The 24493-nt window shown below is 51.3% G+C and carries 24 protein-coding genes; 21 read left to right on the top strand and 3 right to left on the bottom strand.

The window, feature by feature from the left end; translation table 11 throughout:
• Positions 1 to 156: 156 nt before the first annotated feature.
• From L1073_RS00910 to L1073_RS00865, 10 genes are all read left to right on the top strand, one after another.
• Positions 157 to 1257 (top strand): LPS O-antigen chain length determinant protein WzzB, encoded by a 1101-nt coding sequence (locus L1073_RS00910; RefSeq protein ID WP_246896338.1) that lies wholly within the window; start codon positions 157 to 159, stop codon positions 1255 to 1257.
• A gap of 550 nt (positions 1258 to 1807) precedes the next feature.
• Positions 1808 to 2617, top strand: a complete 810-nt coding sequence (locus tag L1073_RS00905) for a Wzz/FepE/Etk N-terminal domain-containing protein (RefSeq protein WP_246896337.1) — start codon at positions 1808 to 1810, stop codon at positions 2615 to 2617.
• A gap of 60 nt (positions 2618 to 2677) precedes the next feature.
• Complete coding sequence (gene wbpA / locus L1073_RS00900; protein ID WP_246896336.1) at positions 2678 to 3991, top strand: UDP-N-acetyl-D-glucosamine 6-dehydrogenase; 1314 nt, start codon at positions 2678 to 2680, stop codon at positions 3989 to 3991.
• A 13-nt stretch (positions 3992 to 4004) separates the two neighbouring features.
• Entirely contained in the window at positions 4005 to 4952 is a 948-nt protein-coding gene (locus L1073_RS00895) for a Gfo/Idh/MocA family oxidoreductase (RefSeq protein WP_246896335.1), read from the top strand.
• 1 nt (position 4953) lies between these two features.
• A complete protein-coding gene (wbpD, locus tag L1073_RS00890; protein WP_246896334.1) occupies positions 4954 to 5535 on the top strand; it encodes an acyltransferase in 582 nt (193 codons plus the stop codon).
• Complete coding sequence (locus tag L1073_RS00885; protein ID WP_246896333.1) at positions 5532 to 6623, top strand: DegT/DnrJ/EryC1/StrS family aminotransferase; 1092 nt, start codon at positions 5532 to 5534, stop codon at positions 6621 to 6623. Before wbpD ends, L1073_RS00885 begins: the two co-directional genes overlap by 4 nt.
• A gap of 51 nt (positions 6624 to 6674) precedes the next feature.
• Positions 6675 to 7637: a sulfotransferase family protein gene (locus L1073_RS00880; RefSeq protein WP_246896332.1), complete on the top strand. Its 963-nt coding sequence runs from the start codon at positions 6675 to 6677 to the stop codon at positions 7635 to 7637.
• 20 nt (positions 7638 to 7657) lie between these two features.
• Positions 7658 to 8845, top strand: coding sequence for a glycosyltransferase (locus L1073_RS00875; RefSeq protein ID WP_246896331.1), 1188 nt, complete (start codon positions 7658 to 7660; stop codon positions 8843 to 8845).
• A gap of 4 nt (positions 8846 to 8849) precedes the next feature.
• On the top strand, positions 8850 to 10145 hold the full coding sequence (locus tag L1073_RS00870; RefSeq protein ID WP_246896330.1) for a flippase: 1296 nt from the start codon (positions 8850 to 8852) through the stop codon (positions 10143 to 10145).
• A 1-nt stretch (position 10146) separates the two neighbouring features.
• Positions 10147 to 11412, top strand: a complete 1266-nt coding sequence (locus L1073_RS00865; protein ID WP_246896329.1) for an O-antigen ligase family protein — start codon at positions 10147 to 10149, stop codon at positions 11410 to 11412.
• A gap of 308 nt (positions 11413 to 11720) precedes the next feature.
• Here the strand turns inward: L1073_RS00865 and L1073_RS17325 are convergent, their stop codons facing one another.
• Positions 11721 to 11999: an integrase core domain-containing protein gene (locus L1073_RS17325; RefSeq protein WP_425531559.1), complete on the bottom strand. Its 279-nt coding sequence runs from the start codon at positions 11997 to 11999 to the stop codon at positions 11721 to 11723.
• 47 nt (positions 12000 to 12046) lie between these two features.
• On the opposite strand from L1073_RS17325, the gene L1073_RS00860 reads away from it, so the two are divergent.
• On the top strand, positions 12047 to 13165 hold the full coding sequence (locus tag L1073_RS00860) for an ISAs1 family transposase (protein ID WP_246896328.1): 1119 nt from the start codon (positions 12047 to 12049) through the stop codon (positions 13163 to 13165).
• Here the strand turns inward: L1073_RS00860 and L1073_RS00855 are convergent.
• Positions 13145 to 13753, bottom strand: a complete 609-nt coding sequence (locus L1073_RS00855; protein WP_246896327.1) for a DDE-type integrase/transposase/recombinase — start codon at positions 13751 to 13753, stop codon at positions 13145 to 13147. The two genes, L1073_RS00860 and L1073_RS00855, sit on opposite strands and share 21 nt — an antisense overlap.
• 143 nt (positions 13754 to 13896) lie before the next feature.
• Between L1073_RS00855 and L1073_RS00850 the strand changes: the two genes are divergently transcribed.
• The gene (locus tag L1073_RS00850) at positions 13897 to 14928 is read left to right on the top strand and encodes an IS110 family RNA-guided transposase (protein ID WP_246896325.1); all 1032 of its coding nucleotides are present in this window, start codon (positions 13897 to 13899) and stop codon (positions 14926 to 14928) included.
• A gap of 121 nt (positions 14929 to 15049) precedes the next feature.
• Here L1073_RS00850 and L1073_RS00845 read toward each other — a convergent pair whose 3' ends face one another.
• Complete coding sequence (locus L1073_RS00845; protein WP_246896324.1) at positions 15050 to 15490, bottom strand: DUF1153 domain-containing protein; 441 nt, start codon at positions 15488 to 15490, stop codon at positions 15050 to 15052.
• A 119-nt stretch (positions 15491 to 15609) separates the two neighbouring features.
• Here L1073_RS00845 and L1073_RS00840 point away from each other — a divergent pair, with 119 nt between their 5' ends.
• The 9 genes from L1073_RS00840 to L1073_RS00800 all read left to right on the top strand — a co-directional run bounded on the left by L1073_RS00840 (position 15610) and on the right by L1073_RS00800 (position 24387).
• Positions 15610 to 16509 (top strand): glycosyltransferase family 2 protein, encoded by a 900-nt coding sequence (locus L1073_RS00840; protein WP_246896937.1) that lies wholly within the window; start codon positions 15610 to 15612, stop codon positions 16507 to 16509.
• A 2-nt stretch (positions 16510 to 16511) separates the two neighbouring features.
• On the top strand, positions 16512 to 17522 hold the full coding sequence (locus tag L1073_RS00835; protein ID WP_281505939.1) for an SDR family NAD(P)-dependent oxidoreductase: 1011 nt from the start codon (positions 16512 to 16514) through the stop codon (positions 17520 to 17522).
• 30 nt (positions 17523 to 17552) lie between these two features.
• Positions 17553 to 18665 (top strand): polysaccharide biosynthesis C-terminal domain-containing protein, encoded by a 1113-nt coding sequence (locus L1073_RS00830; RefSeq protein WP_246896323.1) that lies wholly within the window; start codon positions 17553 to 17555, stop codon positions 18663 to 18665.
• A 12-nt stretch (positions 18666 to 18677) separates the two neighbouring features.
• Complete coding sequence (gene wecB, locus L1073_RS00825) at positions 18678 to 19826, top strand: non-hydrolyzing UDP-N-acetylglucosamine 2-epimerase (protein WP_246896321.1); 1149 nt, start codon at positions 18678 to 18680, stop codon at positions 19824 to 19826.
• 10 nt (positions 19827 to 19836) lie between these two features.
• Positions 19837 to 21081: a glycosyltransferase family 4 protein gene (locus tag L1073_RS00820; protein ID WP_246896320.1), complete on the top strand. Its 1245-nt coding sequence runs from the start codon at positions 19837 to 19839 to the stop codon at positions 21079 to 21081.
• Positions 21078 to 21938: a sulfotransferase family protein gene (locus L1073_RS00815; RefSeq protein ID WP_343322434.1), complete on the top strand. Its 861-nt coding sequence runs from the start codon at positions 21078 to 21080 to the stop codon at positions 21936 to 21938. The genes L1073_RS00820 and L1073_RS00815 overlap by 4 nt, the downstream gene beginning before the upstream one ends.
• A gap of 186 nt (positions 21939 to 22124) precedes the next feature.
• Positions 22125 to 22706 (top strand): sugar transferase, encoded by a 582-nt coding sequence (locus tag L1073_RS00810; RefSeq protein ID WP_246896318.1) that lies wholly within the window; start codon positions 22125 to 22127, stop codon positions 22704 to 22706.
• Positions 22703 to 23707 (top strand): methionyl-tRNA formyltransferase, encoded by a 1005-nt coding sequence (locus tag L1073_RS00805; RefSeq protein WP_246896317.1) that lies wholly within the window; start codon positions 22703 to 22705, stop codon positions 23705 to 23707. The genes L1073_RS00810 and L1073_RS00805 overlap by 4 nt, the downstream gene beginning before the upstream one ends.
• Positions 23704 to 24387, top strand: a complete 684-nt coding sequence (locus L1073_RS00800) for a PIG-L deacetylase family protein (RefSeq protein ID WP_246896316.1) — start codon at positions 23704 to 23706, stop codon at positions 24385 to 24387. Before L1073_RS00805 ends, L1073_RS00800 begins: the two co-directional genes overlap by 4 nt.
• Positions 24388 to 24493 lie beyond the last annotated feature (106 nt).

The raw sequence follows: 24493 nt of genomic DNA, 5'->3' as shown, positions 1-24493 counted from the left end.
TGCTCGTAGCATCACGTTTTGGTTACGTGGCCATACGCAGTGGCCAGCGCCCTCAGCGCCGCAGGCAGTGAACGGCCTCGGCGAGTGAGTGCGCGAGTCGTACCGGCCAACGCCGGTCAAGGGAACAACGAAGGGTAGACCTCTATGGCAACGGACATGGAAACGGAACGCGCGCGTCCCGAAGATGACGAAATCGACCTGGCGCAACTCGTCAATCTGTTGATCGACGGTTGGCAGCTCATCGTAGGGGCGATTGTCGCCGCCTTGGTGCTGGCGGGCGTTTACCTGATGATGACGACGCCGCAATACGAGGCCACGTTTCGCGCCTCGCCCGCGGCTGCCTCCAACTTCTCGGGCATGAACCTGCTCTCGGGGTTCTCCGTTTCCCCGCAAGACGCCTACACCACTTTGGGCAATCGCCTGAGCAGCTTTCAGAATTTCGAGCGTTACGTCGAGAACCATCGCGATGACTTCGCGATATCAGACGAGGCAGCGTTGGCGGGCGTTTTCGCCAACCGGTTCGAGATCGCCGGGCTGACCTCGGACGTCAGCGGCTCTACCGAACTCAGCCTCACCTATCGCTATCCCGAAGGCGAAGCCGGTAACGAGAACCTCAACGGCTACATCGATGCCACAGCCGAGCGCGTATGGGAAGAACTCAAGAACCGCTTCGCACGCGCCAATCAGGCACAAATCGCCTCGCTCAATACGCGTGTGGATGTCGGCGAAGACAAACTTATCGCCGAGCGTGAGCATCGTCTCTTTGCCTTGAACAACGCCATCAACACGGCCCACGCCCTGGGGATCGAGTCGCCCACCACGCCGCAGGAATTCGGCCAGCTCAATCCCGAAAGAGAAATCATCTACGCCAGCCTTTCCGGCAATGGGGCGCTCCCGCTCTACTTCATGGGGTATAAAACCCTCGAGGCCGAACGCAAAACCCTCAAGGACCAAATGCGCGAAGGCCTAAGCAATGGCGCCCTGCGCAATACCCGTGAAGAGCTGAACCGGCGCGCCCAAATCGCCGCCATGCTCAATAAGGACAGCTTCTATCCTCTTGAAGAGGGCGTCTCGAACTATCCCGATGAGCGCGTCGTCAACGTGATCGAGCGCGCCTATCCAGCGAATAATCCCGTCAAGCCACGTACCACGCTGGTGCTGGCATTGGCGATAGTACTCGGCGGCATGCTGGGCGTTATGGCAGTTTTCCTGCGGGCAGGCATGGGGGCGGTACTGCGTCAGCGTCGGGCCGCGTGAGGATGCGCCGCCTGCTGGCAAGGCCCTGACGTTGGTTCATGTCTGAGGGCAAACAGCCTGATCAATGAGCTGCCGCGCGGGGCTATGGGCGTGTCTCGTCGTATTTTGCTTGCCACCGTGGCCTCGGCGTAGCGCTTCACGGCATCGATCCATTCAGGCGAATACGCTCTAAACGTCGCCATGGCGCGACAAATTTTTTGGCTTCTTTCACAAAATTCAACGGCATAACGGTAGAGATGGGCGGGGGGCTCACATAGAATGAGGCAGCGTGGCCAGGAGGGCCGCGTTTTGCTGTCTTTTCGAATCTAGCGTTACAACAACGACGACACCGCCATGTCAGCGGGCGAGGGTGCAACAAGGAAGGCCACCGGTAGCGTCTCTACTAGGGCGCCCATTCCTATTCTCCTGTGCTCGTATCATCCTGCCGTTGACTGGCCGGCTTTGCGGTGTCGCCCATACTAAGGAAGGGCCTTGGGAAGCCGCCCGGTACAATCCTCGGGCGGTAGCGTGCCCAAATGGCCGATATTAGCACTAGGGAAAATAACGCGTCATGACACAACCCCCCGCGCAACAAAACCAGAAACCCCAGTGGCAGGATGCCGACTGGCGAGACGATGAAATCTCCCTCGTGGACCTCGCGGTGATCTTGATCCGCCGCTGGAAGGCCATGGCCGTTATTTTCTTTGTTGTCGTAGCCCTCGCCGTCGCTGCCGCATTTTGGCTACCCACCCAGTACCAGTACACCTCTCTCTACAGCGTGGCCGAGTACACCAATAGCAACGGCCAGCGCGTGGCTATCGAATCGCCTGCGTCTGTCGTCGCCAAAGTGCAAAACCTGTACCTCGGGCCAGAAACGCGCAAACTCCTGGAAGAAAACGACCTCGAGTCATTGCCGTTTGAGGTCAAAACTTCCAATCCCAGCGATACGTTGCTGTTGCAATTGAGTAGCGACGCCACGCAAGAAAATCAACAACTGGTAGCAACGCTTCACCAACACGTGATTGATCGCCTGCAAGAAGACCAGGCAGAACTGGTGGAGAGTCGCAAGGCTTCGCTCCAGCGCCAACTCGACTCAGCCAAGCAAGCGCTGGAAAGCGCCCAGCAATCATCAAGCCCCAGCGCCGCCGAATTGATCGCTACTTACTATAGCCGCGTCTCCGACCTGGAAGGCCAGCTCAATGAGTTGCGTGAAGGGGAGATTACTCAGCATGCCGTGCAAAGCCTAGAGCCCACAGGCTCGAACAAAAAGCTTATTGTTGTACTGGGAGTAGTGTTAGGCGGCATGTTGGCAATCATGGGAGCGTTTGTGATGCATTTTATAGGAACGGTCCGTGAGAGTATCCGTCAACGTTCTGACTGAGGATCAGTGGTTTGGTGTCGGCCATTTTCGAAACTATTCGGTTATGAAACGGAAGGTAAAATGTCAATCCAGCAGGATCAATTAGTCAACAAGCTTCAAAAAAAAGAAGCTGTCATCGGTATCGTGGGGCTTGGGTATGTGGGGCTTCCCTTGATGCTTCGTTATAACGATATCGGATATCGGGTTTTGGGGATTGACGTTGACCAGGAAAAGGTCGATCAACTGAATAGCGGCAAAAGCTATATTGAACATATCTCCTCGGAAAAAGTTGCCAAGGCAACAGGCTCCGGATTCGAGGCTACTACGGATTTTCGTCGTGTGGCCGAGGCGGATGCGGTTATTCTATGTGTGCCGACACCGCTTAATAAGCATCGCGAGCCTAATATGAGCTTCGTGATCAATACCGTCGAATCGTTAAAACCCTATTTGCGTGAGGGGCAGATTGTCTCGCTGGAAAGCACAACCTACCCCGGTACCACGGAAGAAGAATTGCTACCGCGAGTACAAGAAAACGGCCTGGTGGTGGGGGAAAACATCTTCCTGGTCTACTCTCCCGAGCGCGAAGATCCGGGTAACCCCGATTTCGAGACACGGACTATTCCTAAAGTCGTGGGTGGCCATACGCCAGCATGCCTGGAAGTGGGGAAAGCGCTATATGCCCCCGCCATAGACCAAGTAATACCGGTTAGCTCTACGCGTGCAGCCGAAATGACCAAGCTACTGGAGAATATTCATCGCGCTGTCAATATTGGCCTGGTCAATGAGATGAAGATCGTGGCAGAGCGCATGGGAATCGATATCTTCGAAGTAGTGGATGCCGCCGCGACCAAGCCTTTCGGCTTTACGCCTTATTATCCGGGGCCGGGGTTAGGGGGCCACTGTATCCCCATCGATCCCTTCTACCTGACCTGGAAGGCGCGCGAGTACGGTTTGCATACGCGCTTCATCGAGCTTTCCGGCGAGGTCAACCGGGCCATGCCGGAATACGTGGTAGGCAAGCTGATGGACGGCCTCAATGGCCATAAAAAAGCCCTGAAAGGCAGCCGAGTGCTCGTGCTAGGCATTGCCTATAAGAAGAACGTGGACGACATGCGTGAATCCCCCTCGGTGGAGATCATGGAACTCATCGACGCCAAGGGTGCCGAGGTAAGCTATAGCGACCCGCATGTACCGGTGTTCCCTAAAATGCGTGAACATAGTTTCGATTTAAAAAGCGTGGAGATAAACGCCGAAAGCCTCTCCAGCTTCGATGCCGTGGTATTGGCTACCGACCACGACCATTTCGACTTCGAGCTGATAAAACAGCATGCCAAGCTGATCGTCGATAGCCGAGGCACCTACCGAGAGGCTGCCGCTCACATCATCAAGGCCTGAGGATACGTACGGAATGACGAATTTCGCACTCATTGGCGCGGCTGGTTATATCGCCCCGCGGCATATGAAAGCCATCAAAGAAACCAGCAACCACCTCGCGATTGGCTACGATATCAACGACTCGGTGGGCATTATCGATTCCATCTCGCCCCAGAGCGAATTCTTCACCGAGTTCGAGCGTTTCCAGGAACACGCTTGGCAGCTCAAGCGAAACGCGGATACTGCGCTGGACTACGTGGCCGTCTGCTCGCCCAATTATCTTCACCATGCGCATATCGCGGCTGGCTTACGCATGGGATGCGATGTGATCTGCGAGAAACCCTTGGTCCCCACGCCTGAGCTGCTTGATGAGTTGGCATTGATCGAGCGTGAGACCGGTCAACGGGTTTACAACATTCTGCAGTTACGCCATCACCAAGCCATTCTAGACCTCAAGCAGAAGGTTGAGCAGGAGCAGCGAGACGACAAACACGAGGTAGAGCTGACCTACATTACCTCGCGGGGCAAGTGGTACATGGAGAGCTGGAAGGGTGACCCGCGTAAGTCGTTCGGTGTAGCGACGAATATCGGCGTGCACTTCTTCGACATGCTGCATTTCATCTTCGGTGACTTGCAGAAGAACGTGTTGCACTATGCCTCCGATAAGAAGGCCGCAGGCTATCTGGAGTACGAGAAAGCTCGGGTGCCTTGGTTCCTTTCCATTGACGCCGCCGATCTCCCGGAAAGTGTACAGGGCAAGCAGCCAACGTATCGTTCGATAAGCGTAGATGGCAGTGATATCGAGTTTTCCGCTGGTTTCACCGATCTACATACGATTAGCTACCAGGAAATTCTCGCTGGGCGCGGCTACGGCATCGAGGATGCCCGCCACTGCATCGAAACCGTCAATACCATTCGCTTGGCCCGCTCACAGGCGCCCGAGGAGGGCGAAGCCCACCCATTTCTCAACCGGTTGATCTGAGATGAGCGTTAAGATTCATGAGTCCGCGATTGTCGATGACGGAGCCCAGATCGGTGAAGGCTCGCGCGTCTGGCACTTCGTTCACGTGTGTGGCGGCGCCAGAATAGGCAAGAACGTCTCCATGGGACAGGGCGTCTTCGTCGGCAACAAGGTGACCATCGGTGACAACTGTAAGATCCAGAATAACGTCTCCGTCTACGATAACGTGCACTTGGAAGAAGGCGTGTTCTGTGGGCCCAGTATGGTGTTCACCAACGTCTATAATCCACGTTCGCTGATTGAACGTAAGGACGAGTATCTTGACACCGTGGTCAAGAAGGGCGCCTCACTGGGTGCCAACTGTACGATTGTGTGTGGGGTGACCATTGGTGAGTTTTCCTTTATCGGTGCCGGTGCGGTGATCAATAAAGATGTGCCGGCCTATGCCTTGATGGTGGGCGTACCGGCCCGCCAGATCGGCTGGATGAGCGAGCATGGGGAGCAATTGGATCTGCCGCTGCAAGGGCAGGGCGAAGCCGTATGTCCGCATACAGGCGACCGCTATGTGCTTAATGGACAAAAGCTTGCAAAGGTTAGCGCATGATTCCGTTTAACGACCTGGCGGCTCAGCAAGAGCGCATCAAAGACAAGATCGATGCTGGCATCCAACGCGTGCTATCGCACGGCAAGTATATTCTTGGGCCTGAAGTCCATGAGCTGGAAGAGAAGCTAGCCGCTTATACAGGCGCCAAATACTGCATTACCTGCGCCAACGGCACCGATGCCCTGCAGATCGCCCAGATGGCATTGAGCATTGGCCCGGGTGATGAAGTGATTATGCCTGGCTTTACCTATATAGCCACTGCAGAAACCGTGGCGCTGCTGGGTGCCAAGCCGGTCTATGTGGATATCGACCCGCGCACCTACAACCTCGACCCAGCCAAGCTGGAAGCCGCGATCACGCCGCGCACCAAGGCAATTATCCCCGTCTCTCTTTTCGGGCAATGCGCCGACTTCGACGCCATCAATGCCATTGCTACAAAACATGGCATCTCAGTGATCGAGGACGCGGCCCAGAGTTTCGGCGCCACCTACAAGGGCCGAAAGTCCTGCAACCTCAGCACCATCGCCACGACCAGTTTCTTCCCTAGCAAGCCACTAGGCTGCTATGGCGATGGTGGGGCTATCTTCACCAATGACGAGGAACTGGCTACCGTTATCCGTCAAATCGCTCGTCATGGCCAGGACCGGCGTTATCATCACATTCGGGTAGGCGTAAACAGCCGGCTGGATACTCTGCAGGCCGCCATCCTGCTACCGAAGCTCGAGATATTTGATGACGAACTGGCAAAGCGCCAGCAAGTGGCGGAGCGTTACACTCAATGCCTCAGTAAGACCGGTATCACCACGCCCTATCTCGAACCGCACAACACCAGCGCCTGGGCGCAATACACTATTCGAGTAGATAATCGCGATCAGGTTCAAGAAAGATTAAAGGAATCAGGTATTCCTACCGTTGTACATTACCCGATACCACTAACTAAGCAGCCGGCGGTGGAAGACGATGGCGTTCATTTGCCGGTAGGCGATGAAGTTTCCGAAGAAGTGTTCAGCTTACCGATCCACCCTTATATGCCACTTGTTGAGCAAGACATGGTAGTTGAAGTCCTGCAGCAGCTATGTTGGAAATAGTGCGCGATGCCTTTGTCTAGCCTATAAAACGCTAAAGAATATTATACTGATATGCTTAAAAAGGTAAAGGAAAATATTAAGTTAAGTCCTCGGCTACAGCCTTATTTGTATCGAGCAAATCATGCGTTTAAAGCTTTAAGGAACGGAAGCTGTTTTTCAAAAGATGGGGAAAACACGAGTGAGTTTTTATTTGTAGTCGGCTGTGGTCGATCTGGCAATACGTTATTGCGAAGGCTCTTGGTGGAAAAGTTTGACATCTATATTCCACCGGAGACATATGTTCTTCCCAGGCAAATAAATCAGTATTGTGTTAGTGATTTTCTTCGGTGGCCAGACAAGGTAGATAGCATTTTGTCTATGCTAGAAAATCATCCGGAGTTTGAGACGTTTGGTGTTGATTCTTTATCTGATTTTAAGGTTCTGGCAAAAAAATGGCGCAGTGATCAACAGTCATTTGTAAATTTAATTGAAGGTCTATATCGATGGATCGGAGAACAAAATAGCGTAACGGGCCAGTGGGTTGGAGATAAAACGCCATTAAACACTTTAAGCTTAGGGGTGATTCACTGGGCTTTTCCAAAAGCCAAGTTTATCTTTATAGAGCGCGACCCTGTTGATGTTGTCGAGTCGTATCTGAAAGCTGGCTTATACCAGAACGCGGAAGATGCTGCGAAGCGTTGGAAAAATTCTCTAAAATATTGGGAAAGATTTAAGAAACTAAAGTCTGATCAAGATTCCCTCGAGTTTCGCTATGAAGACCTCGTTGCGAATCCTTCGTTGGCATTAGAGAGAGTGTCAGAAAAATTCGCAATTCCTGAAAGAAGTGAAGAAAAACAAATGGCCCCTAACTCTTTGGGCGATGTTGGTGCCCGGCAACATCACAGCAATGTTCAGAATGCACCCTCTACAGTCTCTATAGGCAAAGGTCGTAAAAGTATGGCTGTTGAAAATTTGTACACAATTAGGAAAGTCCTAGGAAAACTCCCGCAGAGCAGAGGGTATAAGAAAATATGATTTTGGTTCGGTTCTGTTAAATGCACGTTCTTCTCCTCCCCTCTTGGTACCCCAAAAGCCCAAACGATGTAGGCGGGGTTTTTTTTCGTGATCAAGCTTTGGCATTATACAGGCACGGCCACAAAGTCGGCGTCATCGCGCCTTCAATGCGCTCATTGCGAACGCTAGGCAAAGCAAGCTCAAAAGTAAAGTTGCCGTCCTACGAGGATGACGACGGCTTGCTTACCTACCGAAAAGAGCTCTTCGCCGCGCTCCCGCGTATACCTTATGGCAACTATCATTTATTCAGGAAAGCGGCAAGGGAGCTTTTGGAGCGCTATATAGCCGAAAATGGTAAGCCTGATATTCTCCACGCCCACGCAGCCGTATACGCTGGTGCTGCCGGAGCGGAGCTGTCTGAAGAATTTGGCATACCGTACGTATTGACCGAGCACAGTAGCGGGTTTGCGAGGCGTATATACTCACATTGGCAGCTCAAGCTTGCTGAAAAAGCGATACAGAGTGCCAGTGCCTGTATAGCGGTTAGTCCTTCCCTTGCGGACCTGTTAAGCGAGCAGTTTCCTTCAAGTAGAAGCCATTGGAAGTGGATACCTAACGTGGTTGCAGAGCGTTTTAAAAAGCCAGATTTGACCGAACGAAAAGAGCAACCTGTACGGTTCCTCAACCTTGCTTTAATGACTGAAAAAAAAGGACAGTTCGACTTAATTCAGGCTTTCGGAAAGTTAGTAAGTAACGGTCTAAATGCTGAATTATGGCTGGCTGGCAATGGCCCGATACGCCCAGAATTGGAGAAAACGGCGGTAAACTTAGGTATTGCCGATAAAGTTCGGTTTATGGGGTCGATAGAGCCGGACAAAGTGCCAGATTTGCTGGCCCAGACCGATGTGATGGTGGTGTCTAGCTATTATGAAACTTTCGGTGTGGTTGCCGCCGAGGCACTGATGGCCGGTGTGCCCGTAGTAGCGACCCGATGTGGCGGGCCGGAGTGCATTGTAGAGGAGGGTGATGGAGTTTTGGTGCCTCTTAAACAACCCTTTGCTTTGCAAGAGGGGATGCGACACATGGGTGAAAACTTGCCTGACTACAACCCCATCGCCATTGCTGAACGTGCCAAAGCCCGCTTCTCCGGATCTGCCATCGCTAGCCGGTTGACTACGGTGTACCACAATGTGTTGTCCGCCAGCGCCTCTCCAAACCGTGTAGGATAAGTAATTGATTTATCGTTTACGACAGCTTGCGGGTGCTACCCCTTTACGACGCAATATCGGCATGACTCTAGGCCGTCAGTTATTGGCGGCATTTGCTCAGCTTTTACTGGTGGTTTTAATCGCGCGGGAACTTGGTCCTGAAGGCAATGGCTATTATGCAATGGCCATTCTCATTCCCACCATGTTGGCAAATTTCCTGAATCTTGGGGTCGGTCCTGCTACTGTATATTATATCAGCCGTGGAGATTTTGATACCCACCAAGCCATGTCTGGTAATCTCCACTTGGCCTTGGTCGTAGCCGCTGCAGGTATGGTTTGCGCGCTACCGATACTGTTGGTCTGGGGCGAAGAAATATTTCCAGGGATACCAAGCAGCTTGTTATATCTTGGTTTGGTAAGCTTTCCGTTGACGTTACTGTTGGCATATCTAAATACTATCCTGCAAGGGCTGGAAGACTTCAAAGCTTTCAATTTAACAGTGCTTGTGCCGCCCTACGTTAATCTTGCCGGTGTGGTTATTGCTCTATACATTTTACCATTCGGCGTGGCTGGTGCCATGGTGGCTTATATTATCGGTCAACTGGTGGGTTTGCTGATTGTCTTTAGTTTATTAAGTCGCAGAAAGCCAACCTTAGCGTTGTCAGGGAACGACACGCTCCGGTCTGGCTATGCACGCAGAATCCTAGGTTATGGATGGAAAGCCCACCTGTCTAATATATTAGCGTTTGTGAACTACAGGACAGATATTTTCTTGGTGAATTTCTTTCTCACGCCTGGGGCCACCGGTATTTACGTAATTGCTGTACAAATTGCCGAAAAGCTTTGGATGCTCTCTCAAGCGGCCAGCACTGTGCTGTTGCCAAGGCTATCCGCCATGCACCAGAATCCAGAAGCTCGATTGGCCTTGACCAATAAAGGTTTTTTAGTGGTGTCTGCAATAACCGCGGCCGCCAGTGTTGGCGTGGCCATAGCTCTCTGGTGGCTGATCAGTCCTTTGTTCGGTGAGGAATACGTAGAAGCCTTACCTGCATTTTTATGGCTCTTGCCTGGTATTATTGCTGGGGCGGGGGCACGGATTTACTCAAATTGTATCGCGGCGGCAGATAAGCCCGAGTGGAATATGTATTCTTCTATCGGTGTTGTGACCATCAACGTGGTGGGAAATGTGTTACTGGTGCCAAAATATGGGATTATTGGAGCTGCTTGGGCCACCAGTATTTCATATATTTTTAATGTTGTGGTTAAGTTTTATATGGTAAGAAAAACTATATCCTTACAGCCAGAAAGAGAGAGTCATTAAAGTGATTGATGAGACTCGTGGATATAAGTTTGGCAGAGGTGGTTGCCTGCTATTTTTGTTTCTGGTATTTATATATTTCTCTTTTTTCTCTAGTTCGTTAAGTTTTTTTGCTTTCGGGTTTAGTGTTCCTGTGTATATTGCTGCACTTGCCATACTTGCTGTATCATTTAGTGTATATTGTTTGAAGAGCTACAGCTTTAGGTCTAATTTAAAAGCTAACTCCCTCATCCTGCTATTTTTCTTGATTCTCTTAATTGTTATGCTTGGAGAGACCTTTTTAACAAAAGGGCGGGGAGATATTAAGAGTCTTTTTCAAGTGGTTAGAGGTTTTGGGTATGTGATATTGCTCCAAATTTTCATTCTAGATAGGGGGAATGTTTTTTCTTTTATCAAAGTTTGGGTTTTCGCGTACATAACTATTTTGGTTATTAGTTTTGCAAACATTTTGTTTGGCTTTTACTTGCCTGGGAGTAGGTTTGATCCAAGTGTTTATTCGGGAGAAAAAGTTCTCCCGACTGGGGTTTTTTACAATCCAAACGAGTTGGCCATATTTATTATAGTTTCGTTGCCCTTGGTTTTTTCTTTTTTTAGTCATCTTCGCTTTTTTAGTAAGAATGGGGTTCTTTTTTCTATATCTATAGCTTCTTTTTTGATTCTTTTTTTAACAGGCTCTAGGCTAGGGTTGATTAGTGCGGGAGTTGTTTTTATATCTTATTTTTTCCTTTTGTGGGTGCGTAACAGTTACTATGAGTACCTTGCTAAGGTGGCTCTTATGTCGTTTTTTTTGTTTTTGGTTTTTTTGTTTCCTTTTTTGTTGATACTGCTGGGCTCGTTAGGCCTAGAAGAGTGTGCGGCTAGCCTTCTAGGTTCTAGATATAATCTTATTGTTGCAGCATTTGAAGTTGCAAAAAATTCTTACTTTTTGGGGGTTGGTGTAGGCAATGCAGAGCACTTTGTAAGTAACTTGCCTGCGGATATATATGATGGTCCAATTATTAATATTCATAATATGGTGATGGAGGTTTTTGTTGAGCTTGGAGTGCTAGGCCTTTTAATTTACTTTTTTGTGTACCTGATAACGCTAAACAGAATGATTAAGCCTCGCCGTTGGAGCCAAGGTGATAAGGTTTTTTTGGATGGGGCTTTTTTATCTCTTTTGGGTTTTTTGATTATGTCACCCTCTGGTAGTTCTGTGGTTGGTATGGGTATTACATGGTTGATATTGGCTTATGGGATTAACTTGCCGGGCGCACTTCGGAGGAGTTAGATACCCTCAGCCACAAACATTCCCTCGGGTGGTTTTTGGCCGATATTCAGTTTATATGAGGATCCTCAAGCGGTGTAAATCAACTTGCGCATCAAGCCCCTAAGGCCGCCATCTTGCTCTTGCCGTTTTGAAGTGCTCCCCTCCAGAGCTGCACAGGCTATAGTGCAGTCATCAGGAGGACAGGATGAGTGACGACAACCCCATCAAGCGGTAACCGCGAAGTGCAAAGTGTCCGTGATTATGGACATCTAAAAGGGAAAGACCACGGTCGCTGGGGTGGTGTAATGACCCCCTGGTTTCTGCACACCCTACGCCGTTAATGCGGGGTGTGCTCGGGGTGCCACGTAGTCCAGAGACTGATGTGGCCGTTCTTCGTTGTAATACCGTATCCAGCGATTGGTCACGACCCTGGCTTGGCCCAGCGACTCGAAGCGATGGAGCCAGATGCACTCCTCCTTCAAAGAGCGGAAGAAGCGTTCCACGAGCCCGTTCTGTTCCGGTGTATACGGCGTCGTGAATTCCTGTGTGAGGCCCAGGGAAAACGCATGAAAAACCGCTCTATGACGCGACTCGTAGCGCTTTACCAATAGGAGCTAATGTGGTCATCTAGCGTATTTTGCTCATGGATGGCCCGATGCTGACACCCTCTCTTATGCACCATTTATCGATCGTTCCCGACTTCCGCCAAGCTTGGAAAGTGCAACATCAGCTGTCAGATATCCTGTTTTTGACCGTCTGTGCAGTGATCTGTGGTGCAGAAGGCTGGGACGAGATAGAGGATTTTGGCCACGCGAAGCTCGATTTTCTCCGCCAATACGGTAATTTTGAGGCGGGTGCGCCCAGTCACGATACGTTGGCCCGGGTCATGGCCTTGGTTAATGCGGAGCAGCTCCAAACCGCCTTTGCCGAGTGGATGAAGGCCTGCCATGACGTCACCGATGGCGCGGTAGTGGCGATTGATGGCAAGACACTGCGCGGCTCGTACTGCGGTGGCAAGAACAAGGGGGCGATCCACATGGTCAGTGCCTTCAGTGCGGCGAATGGGGTGGTGCTGGGCCAGGTCAAGACAGCGGAAAAGTCCAATGAGATCACCGCTATTCCAGAGCTACTCAAGCTACTGGATCTGCAAGGATGCCTGGTGACAATTGATGCCATGGGCTGCCAGAAAAAGATCGCCACGCAGGTCTTGCAGAAGGGGGCTGATTATCTACTTTCGGTGAAGGAAAATCAGCCCGCCTTGGCGGACGCGTTTGAAACAGCATTTCCCATGTCTAAGGTGGTCAACTTCGAAGGGGATAGCTATGTCACGGATGAGAAGAACCGGGGGCGGCAGGAGACGCGCTATCACATTGTGAGTGAGATTACTGAAAAATTTCAGGAGCTTAGCTACGAATGGCCGGGCTTGAAAACGGTCGGTGTGGTGATGAGCTTTCGCCAGGAAGGTGACAACGTACCCGAGGCGCCGATGATTCGCTACTACATCAGCTCAGCCGAGCTGAGCGCCCAAAAGCTTGCCGAAGCGGCCCGCCAGCATTGGTATGTGGAGAATAAGCTGCATTGGTCTTTGGATGTGGCGCTTCGCGAAGATGCCTGCAAAATTCACCGAGGTCAGGCGGCAGAAAACCTCGCCAGGGTCCGCCATATTGCCCTGAATTACCTGAAAGGTGAGAAGCGTTTCAAGGGAGGAATTCGGCGCAAACAGAAGAAAGCGGCGCTGGAGGAGACGTACCTTTCAGACATTCTCGCGGTGTAGGTTTTTGTCATGCGTTTTCCCTGGTGTGAGGCCATAGGCTTTCACCGTGCCCGTGTAATGGCGACTGCTAAAGACGAGCCCGTTATCAGAGCGAAGTGCTAGCGGCTGCTGAACGCGCCCCAGTGCCCCCAGTCGATAAATCAGTGCTTCTTCCAGGGCAGCCTCCGCTGTCTTGCTGCTGCCATTGTCCGATAATCGCCAACCGAGGATCTCACGCGTACAACAGTCGATGATGACCGCCAGGCTGGCCCGCCGATCCTTCCCGCACCACACGTGAGTGAGATCCGTGGCCCAGCGCTCATCGGGCCGTGAAGTAATCGACGGCAAGCTTCTGGCGCGAGGTCGGAAGCCTTGCGGCCGCTTGCGGACCTGCCAGCCTTTGAGCTGCAGGATGCGCTGGATCGGCTTGCGGTTCTCGCCCAGTACGCACGCTAGTCGACGATAGCCGTAGCTGGGGAAGCGTTCCAGCGTCAGTTTCACCCGGGCCGTCAGATCCGTGTTAACGACACGCTGCCGCTCCTTGGGCCGGTAATAAAGACTTCGCCGAGGAAAACCCAACCAGCGGCAAAGTTGGGCAAGTGATACCACCTGGCCTTCCTGGGCCATTTCCGCCTGCAGCGACCTTACGAGTTCTCGTCCTCGTCGAGCAGGCGACGCCACTAATGGCATGGTCCGCCCCTTCTTCATACTCTTACCGATGAGGTAGCGCTGAAGCGAAGGAGGTACGCACCATGACTATCGCAACCATCGGAATCGATATTGGCAAGAGCAAGTTTCATGTATGCGCCCTTGATGAGCGTGGCCATATAAAGTTGCGCAAGGCCTTTTCACGATCAGGCCTTATCCGGTTCTTGGCCAATACTCCGCCCGCTCGTGTGTCCACTGAAGCCTGTGCCGGTGCCCACTTTATTGGTCGCAAAGCCGAAACATTTGGCCATGAGGCACGACTGCTTCCTGCTCAGTATGTAAAGGCGTACACGAAGTCTCAGAAAAATGACTATGCCGATGCAGAGGCCATTGCTGAGGCTGCTACACGGCCCACCATGCGCTCAGTACCGGTAAAGTCTGTCGATCGCCAGACGCTACAATTAATTCACCGCCAGCGCACTGGCTGGGTATCCGAGCGGACGACACTGGCCAACAGGATTCGCGCCATGCTGTTGGAGTTTGGCGTCACAATACCGAAGGGTATCCGTCAGCTACGTCGTCATCTGCCGTGGGTGCTTGAAGATGGCGATAACGGTTTGCCAGACCGTCTACGTGAGCTGATCGCCGAACTCTGGGCCGACATGAATCGGCTTGATGAGCGTATTGAGAGGATGACCGCCGAGTTGGCTACCCTGGCGCGGCAAGACCCTCAGATGCAGCTACTGTTGAGCATCCCAGGCATCGGGCCCATCGTTGCTACTGCGTTGGTCGCCGGCATTGGTGATGCCTGCGCATTTCGCAAGGGCCGGGATCTCGCTGCATGGCTGGGGCTAGTGCCCCGCCAGTACAGCACAGGAGGTCAGACACGCTTGTTGGGCATTGGGAAGCGTGGCAATCGCCATTTGCGCATGCTGCTGATCCACGGCGCTAGGGCCGTGCTACGGGTGGTGCGAACACGCGATGAGCAGGATGGACTCCGTCGTTGGGTGGAGCGAATTACCCCTCGTAAGCACGGTAACGTGGTGGTCGTGGCACTGGCCAATAAGTTGGCTCGGGTTGTCCACGGCGTTTTGCGTTACCAAGCACCATTTGACTCACGATTGATGAGCGGCTGATCACTGATCATTTCAGTCAACAACAGCATTGATACCAATTTCAGGAGGTTAACTCCCACCGAGTGAGTGCGAGTGCCGGAAACGATGGCGGAAACAGGTTAACGGCATACTGAGAGCCTGGCTAAAAAAGCGGCCCCATAGAGGTCTTGACACTATTCAGGAGCGGTATGCGCGGATTTCCATCATGGCCCGGGCCATCATCCGATAGCCCATCAAGAGGTCGGATACATTGGCGCAATCCTGTCCCGTCATGTAAGAAGGCCCTTGCATCACCAGGGCGGACCATACATTTTAGCGCGTAGATCTGCAGATGGGCCTCGCCCAGCGCCTCCTTGGTTTCCCGCAGGTCGGACTCGTATTGCTCGCGGATATCCTTGGGGCGGGCCTTGAACCCGTTCTCCATGTTGCGCTGGGCTTCATCGATCCAGCCGTCGACCTCGGAGACGGTGAGGTCATGCTGTCGTGCGACCTCCGCGACCGTGGTCTTGCCCTTGAAGATGTCCATGACCACGGACGCTTTACGCTTCGCGGTCCATCGCTTAATGGGGTTGTCGTCGCTCATCCTGTCCTCCTGATGACTGCACTATAGCCTGTGCAGCTCTGGAGGGGGTCACTTCAGTGGCACAATAGCATGTTCTCAGTTTGATATCAGATGGCTAGTGAGGGTTTTAATTGTTTACGGTGAGTTTTTTAGTTCCTGTTTTTAATGAGGAAGATTATATTGCAGGCGCAATAAAGTCTATACTTGACTACGATTATGGACTAACAAAAGTTGAGGTGGTGGTAGTTGATGATAATTCAAGTGATAATACGCATGATAGCGTTGATAGGCTGCGGTTTGAATATCAAGATAATAGCCTAAAGCTATATAGAAACGATGGGAAAGGGAAAAATGCCGCCTTTAACTTAGCTTTTGAGAATTCTTCTGGCGAGTTTATATGTTTTATGGGAGGGGATGATCTTCTCGTTCCAGAGTCTTTGGATGCGCGTATTTCTCCTTTGAGAGAAATAGTCTATGATGCCACCCCCTCCCTATGTGTGACCCTATGCAAAATTAAAACTTTTTCCAGTGAAAGAAAAAAAGATGGGATATTGATTCCTAGAAAGAAAGGGGTTGGTAGTCAGTCAGGTGGGGCAGTTACTTTACCAAGGCTTCTTGCTAATAAAGTTTTTCCGCTTCCACTCAGCTTGCCTAATGAAGACACTTGGGTTTCACTTTTTTTGGACGCGTTTGATGTCAAAAAAGTTCACGTTGATGCTGTAGGTCTTAACTATAGAATCCACTCTGGGAATAGTCACTCAAGGGATTTTAGTTTCCCTGTCGCCCGCTCAATGATTCTTGATAGACAAAAAGCTCCTTTTTTGTTTTATTGTAGATATGATTCCTTGCTTCCAGAGTCTGGGAGGAGGTTTCTTGTTAAACGTATTTTGATAGCGGCATGTATTCATTTGGGCGTAGTGTTTCCATTGCTTTTGATCCGTGGGGTGTCCGTTCGTGAGAAGCTTGGAGCTATTCAGTATATTGTAAGGCCGGTTTATTTTATTAAAAAGAGATTTTATAAGCTAATCGCTGGGAGGTAAAGTTGGGGTTTAATGAAAAGGTATTGATTACCGGAGGTACTGGATCCTTTGGCAAGACCATGTCGAATTATCTGCTTACTCATGGTTGTAAAGAGATCCGCATCTTGAGCCGCGATGAAGCCAAGCAGGAAGAAATGCGCATTGCGTATGGTCGGCCTGAGTTGAAGTTCTACATTGGTGATGTCCGTGACCGTCAGTCGGTCGATAAAGCTATGCGCGGGGTGAATCTGGTGTTCCACGCGGCTGCGTTGAAGCAGGTGCCTTCTTGTGAGTTCTTCCCGCTGGAAGCGGTGAAGACCAATATACAAGGTAGCCAGAACGTGATTGATTCGGCCGTGGAAGCCGGTGTGGGAAGTGTCGTTTGCCTGAGCACGGACAAAGCGGTGATGCCAGTCAATGCCATGGGGATGACCAAGGCATTGATGGAGAAGACAGCCCAAGCGGCCAGCCGACAGTTGGGAGAGGGCGATACCATCGTTTCTTGTGTGCGCTACGGTAACGTAATGCACTCGCGCGGTTCAGTGATTCCCCTGTTTATCAAGCAGATCAAAGAAGGTAAACCGCTGACCATTACCGAGCCGAGCATGACGCGTTTCATGCTGTCGCTACCCCATGCTATTGAGCTCGTTAATTTTGCCTTTCAGAATGCGCGCCAAGGCGACATTTTTATCAAGAAGGCGCCAGCATGTACGGTTAAGCTACTTGCTGAGACGCTGCTAGAAATGTTCGAAGCAGACAATGAGCTACGAATCATAGGCATGCGTCACGGTGAAAAACTTTATGAGACGTTAGCTAGCAGTGAGGAGTTGCGTCGCTCTGAAGACATGGGCGACTACTACCGCGTCAGCTTCGATGATCGTGATCTCAACTATGGCAAGTATTTTACCGAAGGGGATGTAGAAGAGATCTCCACCGAGGACTATCACTCTCACAACACCTATCAGCTCAACAAGCAGGAGCTCAAGGAGCTGCTGCTGACACTGCCGGAAGTTCGCGCCGCACTCGAGGCCTGATACACGCCCGCCAAACTATCTGGAGACTCAATGAAGATCGTCATCACCGGAGCCAACGGACTATTGGGCCGGCATATTCATCTGCACCTACGCGCCCGAGAAGCCTATCGAGATGAATTGGTGCTGCTGGATCGGCATGCGTTCAATGATGATGGACAATTGAACGATGCCTTGAAGGGTGCCGAGTGGGTGATCCACTGTGCCGGGATCAATCGGGATAGCGATGAGCGGGTAGAAAATGGCAACCGTGAATTGGCCGAACGCTTGACGCATGCCCTGCAGGACAATACATCCACGCCGCATGTCTTCTATGCCAACAGCGTTCAGCGCAGCCGCGATGTGCCCTATGGTCGTGGCAAGCTGGCGGCCCACCAGGTATTTGCCGAATGGAGTGAACGCGCCGGTGCCCGCTATACCGAGTTGGTGCTACCCCATGTGTTCGGTGAAGGGGGGCGCCCCAACTACAACTCGGCGGTTCACACCTTCTGCCATCAGTTGGCTGCCGGGGAAGAGTTGGCTATCAACGGTGGGGGACAGCTTGAACTGTTGCATGCTCAGGATATCGCCGCAGCCATTGTAACGGCTTTCGAACGTGGCCAGACCGGAGAGCTGCGCCTGTGGGGGCGTGCGATGAGCGTTGCAACAGCGGCGGGTAAGCTGGTCGACATGCATCGCAGCTATACTGGCGACGTGATTCCGGATCTGCGCGATGCCTTTGATCTCCAGCTATTCAACACACTCCGTTCCTTCCTGTATCCCGACTATTATCCCAAGGCGTTGAAGCTGCATAGCGATGATCGTGGAGCGCTTTTCGAAGGCGTCAAGAATCGCAACGGTGGTCAGGCGTTTCTTTCCACCACTAAGCCCGGCATCACACGTGGCAACCATTACCACTTCAATAAGGTAGAGCGCTTCCTGGTGGTCAAGGGGCAGGCCGTGATCCGCATTCGCCGGCTCCTAGATGACAGGGTCGAGGAGTTTCACGTCAGTGGCGAGGCTCCATGCTATGTCGATATGCCGACGCTGCACACTCATAGTATTACCAATACTGGGGATGAGGATCTGCTGACGATGTTCTGGAGTCACGAACTCTTCGATCCCGAGAATCCGGATACTTACTTCGAGCCGGTACTTGGCCAATAAGCGAGCTAGTCAATGAAAGTCATGACCATTCTGGGCACCCGCCCGGAAATCATCCGTCTCTCACGTGTGATGGCTGCCCTGGATCAGGTGGTGGAACACAAGATCGTGCATACCGGGCAGAACTACGACTATGAACTGAACGATGTTTTCTTCGACGAGTTGGGCGTCCGGCGCCCGGATCACTTTCTCAACGTGGATACTTCATCGCTCGGTCGAAGCCTGGGCGAAATCCTGATCAGGACTGAGCAGGTGCTACTGGAGGAAAGGCCCGACGCCGTACTGGTGCTGGGCGATACCAATAGTGCTATCGCCACGCTGATGGCCAAGAGGATGAAGATTCCTACTTACCACATGGAGGCTGGGAACCGCTGCTTCGATGCTAACGTTCCGGAAGAGATCAACCGCAAGATGGTTGACCACTTGGCTGACTTCAACTTGGTCTACACCGAGCATGCGCGCCGGCACCTGATCAGCGAAGGACTCTCTCATCGCTTCATTTACCTGACGGGCTCGCCAATGCGTGAGGTGCTGGAGCACATGCTGCCTCAGATCGAGCAATCCAAGGTGCTGGAGACCTTGGGGCTAGAAGCCGGAGCGTATTTCATCGTTAGTGTTCACCGCGAAGAAAACGTGGATAGCCGCGACAATTTGCGAGAGGTTGTAGAAGCGCTGCAAGCGTTACATGAACGCTATGGTTACCCGGTGGTCGTCTCGACGCATCCGCGCACACGCAACCGACTCGAAAAATTGGGATTGGCTGAGGACAGCGAGGCGATCCGCTTTCTCAAGCCTTTCGGTTTCTTGGATTACAACCATCTGCAGATGCACGCCTACTGTGCCATCTCTGATAGTGGCACTATCAGCGAGGAAGCTTCGATTCTTGGGTTTCCAGCGGTGACGCTGCGGCGTTCCATTGAACGTCCTGAAGCATTGGACACTGGTGCTATCGCGCTCACCGGACTCAATCAGGAAGTACTCGTGGATGGGGTGCGTATCGCCACGGCATCGCGGACTGTATTCTCTGGCGCCGAGCGCGAGATTCCCGAAGAGTATCAGGTGCGTAACACCTCAGAGCGAGTGGTCAGGCTGATCACTGGTACAGCCAAGCTAACCAATCGCTGGCGCAATATGGATGAGTTCAGCCGCTATGACTGGAATTAAGGGCCAGGGCATGGATAAGCCCTATGATTCCATGAGAGGGCGACCACAAAAAATTTTAGCGGTGCACCGTTATTACTGGCCTGACACGCCGCCATATGCGGCCATGTTACGTCGAATTGTGGCTACTTGGCACGACGCTGGGAACCAAGTAGAAGTATTGTCGTCGCATCCCTCCTACAAAAAGGGACTCAAGAATGAGCGTCGACCGGCAGATGATAGCGTCGATGGGATCGCCGTAGACCGCATGACGCTTCCTAACGAGACGGCGCGGCCGTTAGTGCGGATCGTCAATGCCCTGCGTTTGGGAAGCAAGCTGCTTTGGAAGGCTTTCACGCAGCGTTATGACATCATCATGATTTCTACTGCGCCCCCGGTGCTTGGAGGGGCCGCAGCAGCACTCGCCTCCAAGCTCACCGGGGCACGCTTTATTTATCACTGCATGGATATTCACCCTGAGGTTGGGAGAGTCTCAGGTGAGTTTTCCAACCCGCTGGTATTCCGCTTACTGAGGAAACTTGATCAGTGGGCATGTCGTCAGGCTAATCCCATAGTCGTGCTGTCACAGGATATGGCAAATACGTTGCGTGAACGCCACTCAGGGGAACAGCTAGCGATTCGTGTACTGAACAACTTCAGCCTTCCTACTGAGCAGCCAATCCCTACTGAATTACCCTTCGACTGGCCAGCCGATACCTTTACAGTACTCTTCGCCGGCAATATCGGCCGCTTCCAGGGGCTAGAGACCGTTGTTGAGGCCATGGGTATGCTGAAGGATCGTAAGGACCTTGCGTTTGTGATCATGGGGGAGGGGGTGGCCAAGAGTGCTCTGCAAGAAAGGGCCGCTGAGCTTGGTGCTCGTATCCACTTTGTTGGTCATCAGTCGGTGGAAGTTGCCAAGTCGGCAATGCAGCGCGCCGATGCAGGCTTCGTTAGTCTTACAGCAGGTATTTACCGCTACGCTTATCCAAGCAAAACCATGACCTATCTGGAGCAGGGATGTCCTCTTATCGTTGCCGTGGAACCGGAAAGCGAGCTTGCTTCAGAGGTGGTGTCGGGGGCATACGGCTATGCCATTCCACCGGGAGATAGCGCTGCATTAGCGGCGATACTCGAAAAGCTTTCTAAATCTAGCGAGGAAACCACTTCACAAATGAAAGCGAAAGCTAAGGCGAAGTCTCAGCAGGCTTTCTCAGAAGAAGTCGTGTTATCCGAGTGGGCTAGCCTAGTGAAGCAAGAGGAGAGAGGCAAGGCGTGACAGTCAATAATGTAATTATCATTGGGGCTCCCCGTAGCGGGACTAACATGCTCCGAGATGTTCTGTGTGAGTTTGACGGTGTAGCGACTTGGCCGTGTGACGAGATCAACTATCTATGGCGGCACGGCAACGTGCGTTATCCTTCTGATGAGATCCCCGCTGAGCGAGCCACGTCTGCGGTACAGGCTTATATAAAGAAGCAGTTTGACTGGGTAGCAAACCGTTATAAGGCGCATACGATTGTTGAGAAGACCTGTGCGAACAGTTTAAGAGTGCCTTTTGTCGACCGTGCTGTGCCAGATGCCAAGTATGTCTATATCTACCGTGATGGCATCGATACCACTGGGTCGGCGAAGCTGCGTTGGCAAGCCAAGCTGGATATTCCCTATCTGATGGAGAAGGTACGCTTCGTCCCCCTGACGGATCTCCCTTATTATGGCACACGCTATCTGTGGAGCCGTGTGTATCGGCTGTTCTCACGTGAGCAGCGCCTAGCGTTCTGGGGGCCGGCTCTCGATGGCATGCCGGAGATATTGGAGCAATATAACCTGAACGAGGTCTGTGCCTTGCAGTGGCAGCGTTGCGTCGAGAACGCGGAAACCGCTTTCGCCGGCATGCCTCAGAACAAAGTGGTTCGCGTTCGCTATGAGGACTTTGTGCATGACCCGCAAGCGGAGCTGGCCAGGGTGGTGGAGTTCCTGGGGCTAGACGTGCCTGCCGAGGCTATCCAAGAGGCCGTTTCGAATGTCTCCAGCAAGAGCGTCGGCAAAGGGCGTGCATCGTTGGAGGCATCGGAAGTGACACGGTTGGAATCACTGGTAGGAGAGACGCTGGATCGCTATGGCTACCGTGATTGAATATGAGGCCCTTAATCGCGGCCAGGCGACTATCAAACGGACCTTTGATTTGATGATGTCGGCCATCGGGCTTTTGCTGAGTCGTTGGCCGATTAGCTTAGCTTGTCGATAGGTGATAAGGGTGTGCACTAACCCTGAGGGTGTGCGTTGCTAATATTTGGATTATATATTTCCTGTTAGGTGTTTATGAAAAGGTTTTTTGATGTTTTCGCTGGACTGGCTATTTGTTTTGTCACCTCACCTGTATGGGTCTTGTCTTTCATAATAATATTATTACATGACCCTGGTCCGGTGTTCTTTCGTCAACGCAGGGTGGGGATGAATGAGAAAGAGTTTTATATTGTCAAATTTCGAACAATGTATATAAGTCAGAGGTCGTCGAGCGCTACTACCATGGAAAAAGATTCACGTGTCTTTAGAGGTGGTCATTTTCTTCGGAAATTCAAAATTGATGAAATGCCACAGATTCTTAATGTAATTGGTGGGTCTATGTCGCTGGTTGGTCCAAGGCCGACCGTGCGCGATGATGTAGATAAAATGACTTATGAGCAAAAGCGTCGATTTAGCGTGCGCCCGGGAATAACTGGTTTGGCTCAGATTTCGGGGAACACATCCATTCCTTGGGGAGAGCGTATCCGATACGATTTGGAATATATTGATAATTTTTCAGTTTGGTGGGATCTGATCATTTTGATAAAAACTGTTCTTTTGGTAGTGTCTGGCCGTGCTGATACACACCCACCTAGTGATGATGAGTGGGGGAAATGATGAGGCCGAGAATTGTCTGTGTTGGTGCAAACTTAGAAAGTGAAGTTTCGTTAAAATGTTTGATTAGGAATGGTGTCAATATCACTGGCCTAGTGACATTGCCTACTTCGTTTAGTGAGACTGTTTCTGATTACCGTGATCTTCATGGCTTAGCGTATGAGGCAGGTATCCCAGTTATTGAAACGAATGATATCAACTCACATCAGACATTGGATGAGCTGAGAAATTTTAATCCCGACTATCTCTTTGTTTTAGGTTGGAGTCAGATACTTAAAAGTCAAGCGCTTTCAGTGGTTTCTGGCTTTGTTGTAGGGAGCCATCCTACGCCTTTGCCGCAGCGTCGTGGCAGGGCGCCGATTCCATGGACTATACTTGATGGGGCTGATAGCAGTGCTGTTACCTTGTTTAAAATGTCTTCTAAAGTCGATGATGGGCCGATTTTGGTACAAAAGCGTTTCGATATTCCCGAGCGGCCTAAAGCTATGGATGTTTACCAGTTGGCTGCTAAAGCATTAAGCAATGCTTTTATTGATCTGCATGAACAGATAGTCGCTGGGGAAGTTGTAGAAACTACTCAGTATTGTGAAGAGGCAAGCTATCGTGGAAAAAGAACGCCACAAGATGGTTTTATAGATTTTTGTTTACCTGCTAAAGATGTTGATTGCTTGATTAGAGCTGCTTCAGCACCATATCCAGGCGCTTACTTTTTTTACAAGGGAAACAAGGTCGTCGTCTGGGATTGTGATATCTATGATGGGCCTGAGAGAGTGGGGCGTTCAGGACAGATTCTCGCAAAGCAGGATAGTGCTCTAGTTGTTCGTGCTGCTGATAACTGCTTGCTTTTGCGTTCTTTTGAGATAGAAGGAAAATCGCTGCCACTATCTTATTTTGATTTAGGCGATGTTTTTAATTATCGTGTGGAAGATGAGCTTCACGAGCTTAAGCAGCGAGTGGCGAAATTGGAAGCCATGCTAGCGTATAGGGAAGGGGAAACGAGGTGAAAGAACTTCTAGGGAAGCGTATCCTTGTAATTGGGGCTCACCCGGATGATGAGGTCTTGGGATGTGGAGGTTTGCTCGCCGCCAATGCTGATGCTGGTGGTGAAAGCCATGTGCTGATCGTATCTGAAGGCAATGCAGCACAGTATGGCCAGAACGAAGAGGCCAGTAAGCTAAGGCACTCACAGCTTGTTGGTGCAGGTGAATCTCTGGGAGTGAGCCAAATATTTCATTGGGATTACCCTGATATGCGCTTAGATGAGGTTCCGCATATCGAGTTGAATTCACACTTGCAAAACCTGATTTCAGGTGGCGGGTATGAATTTGTTTTCACGCATCATCCTTATGATGTGAATTTAGATCATAAGGTTGTTTTCCAATCCGTCTTGGTGGCCGTACGACCCACTCCGAGCTGTTGTGTTAAAGGGTTATTTACCTATCATGTAAATTCATCAACGGAGTGGGGAATGGCGTGCCATACGGACCGATTTATCCCCAATGCTTTTTTAGATATTAGTAATTGGCTCGATAGAAAGTTGAATGCCTTGAGTGTTTACAAAGATGAAATTCGCGAATACCCACATCCGAGAAGCATTAAAGCTGTAAGAGACCGCGCTCGCGTCTTTGGTTCAGAAGTGGGTTATGAGGCCGCAGAAGCATTTGGTGTCATTTATTGGCGATAAAGATTAGCATTGAGAAGTTTTGGTGGTAGGTGCTTATTTTGATATTTAACCCTAATACTTAAATCTTCGTAGTGATCTGGCTTGGCAAAGCGGTCGGTGATGAAAT

Origin of the sequence: Chromohalobacter nigrandesensis (genome assembly GCF_023061285.1) — a bacterium.
Taxonomy (GTDB): domain Bacteria; phylum Pseudomonadota; class Gammaproteobacteria; order Pseudomonadales; family Halomonadaceae; genus Chromohalobacter; species Chromohalobacter nigrandesensis.
Note: the sequence above shows the minus strand (reverse complement) of the source record. Positions and strands in the feature narration are given on the sequence as shown.

Coding starts and splice junctions, on each gene's coding strand:
- wbpA (WP_246896336.1), top strand. CDS start 2,678: ATGTCAATCCAGCAGGATCAATTAGTCAACAAGCTTCAAAAAAAAGAA.
- L1073_RS00845 (WP_246896324.1), bottom strand. CDS start 15,490: ATGAGCGACGACAACCCCATTAAGCGATGGACCGCGAAGCGTAAAGCG.
- L1073_RS00910 (WP_246896338.1), top strand. CDS start 157: ATGGAAACGGAACGCGCGCGTCCCGAAGATGACGAAATCGACCTGGCG.
- wbpD (WP_246896334.1), top strand. CDS start 4,954: ATGAGCGTTAAGATTCATGAGTCCGCGATTGTCGATGACGGAGCCCAG.
- L1073_RS00805 (WP_246896317.1), top strand. CDS start 22,703: ATGATGAGGCCGAGAATTGTCTGTGTTGGTGCAAACTTAGAAAGTGAA.
- L1073_RS00895 (WP_246896335.1), top strand. CDS start 4,005: ATGACGAATTTCGCACTCATTGGCGCGGCTGGTTATATCGCCCCGCGG.
- L1073_RS00830 (WP_246896323.1), top strand. CDS start 17,553: ATGAAGATCGTCATCACCGGAGCCAACGGACTATTGGGCCGGCATATT.
- L1073_RS00905 (WP_246896337.1), top strand. CDS start 1,808: ATGACACAACCCCCCGCGCAACAAAACCAGAAACCCCAGTGGCAGGAT.
- wecB (WP_246896321.1), top strand. CDS start 18,678: ATGAAAGTCATGACCATTCTGGGCACCCGCCCGGAAATCATCCGTCTC.
- L1073_RS00850 (WP_246896325.1), top strand. CDS start 13,897: ATGACTATCGCAACCATCGGAATCGATATTGGCAAGAGCAAGTTTCAT.
- L1073_RS00810 (WP_246896318.1), top strand. CDS start 22,125: ATGAAAAGGTTTTTTGATGTTTTCGCTGGACTGGCTATTTGTTTTGTC.
- L1073_RS00820 (WP_246896320.1), top strand. CDS start 19,837: ATGGATAAGCCCTATGATTCCATGAGAGGGCGACCACAAAAAATTTTA.
- L1073_RS00885 (WP_246896333.1), top strand. CDS start 5,532: ATGATTCCGTTTAACGACCTGGCGGCTCAGCAAGAGCGCATCAAAGAC.
- L1073_RS00875 (WP_246896331.1), top strand. CDS start 7,658: ATGCACGTTCTTCTCCTCCCCTCTTGGTACCCCAAAAGCCCAAACGAT.
- L1073_RS00880 (WP_246896332.1), top strand. CDS start 6,675: ATGCTTAAAAAGGTAAAGGAAAATATTAAGTTAAGTCCTCGGCTACAG.
- L1073_RS00860 (WP_246896328.1), top strand. CDS start 12,047: ATGCTGACACCCTCTCTTATGCACCATTTATCGATCGTTCCCGACTTC.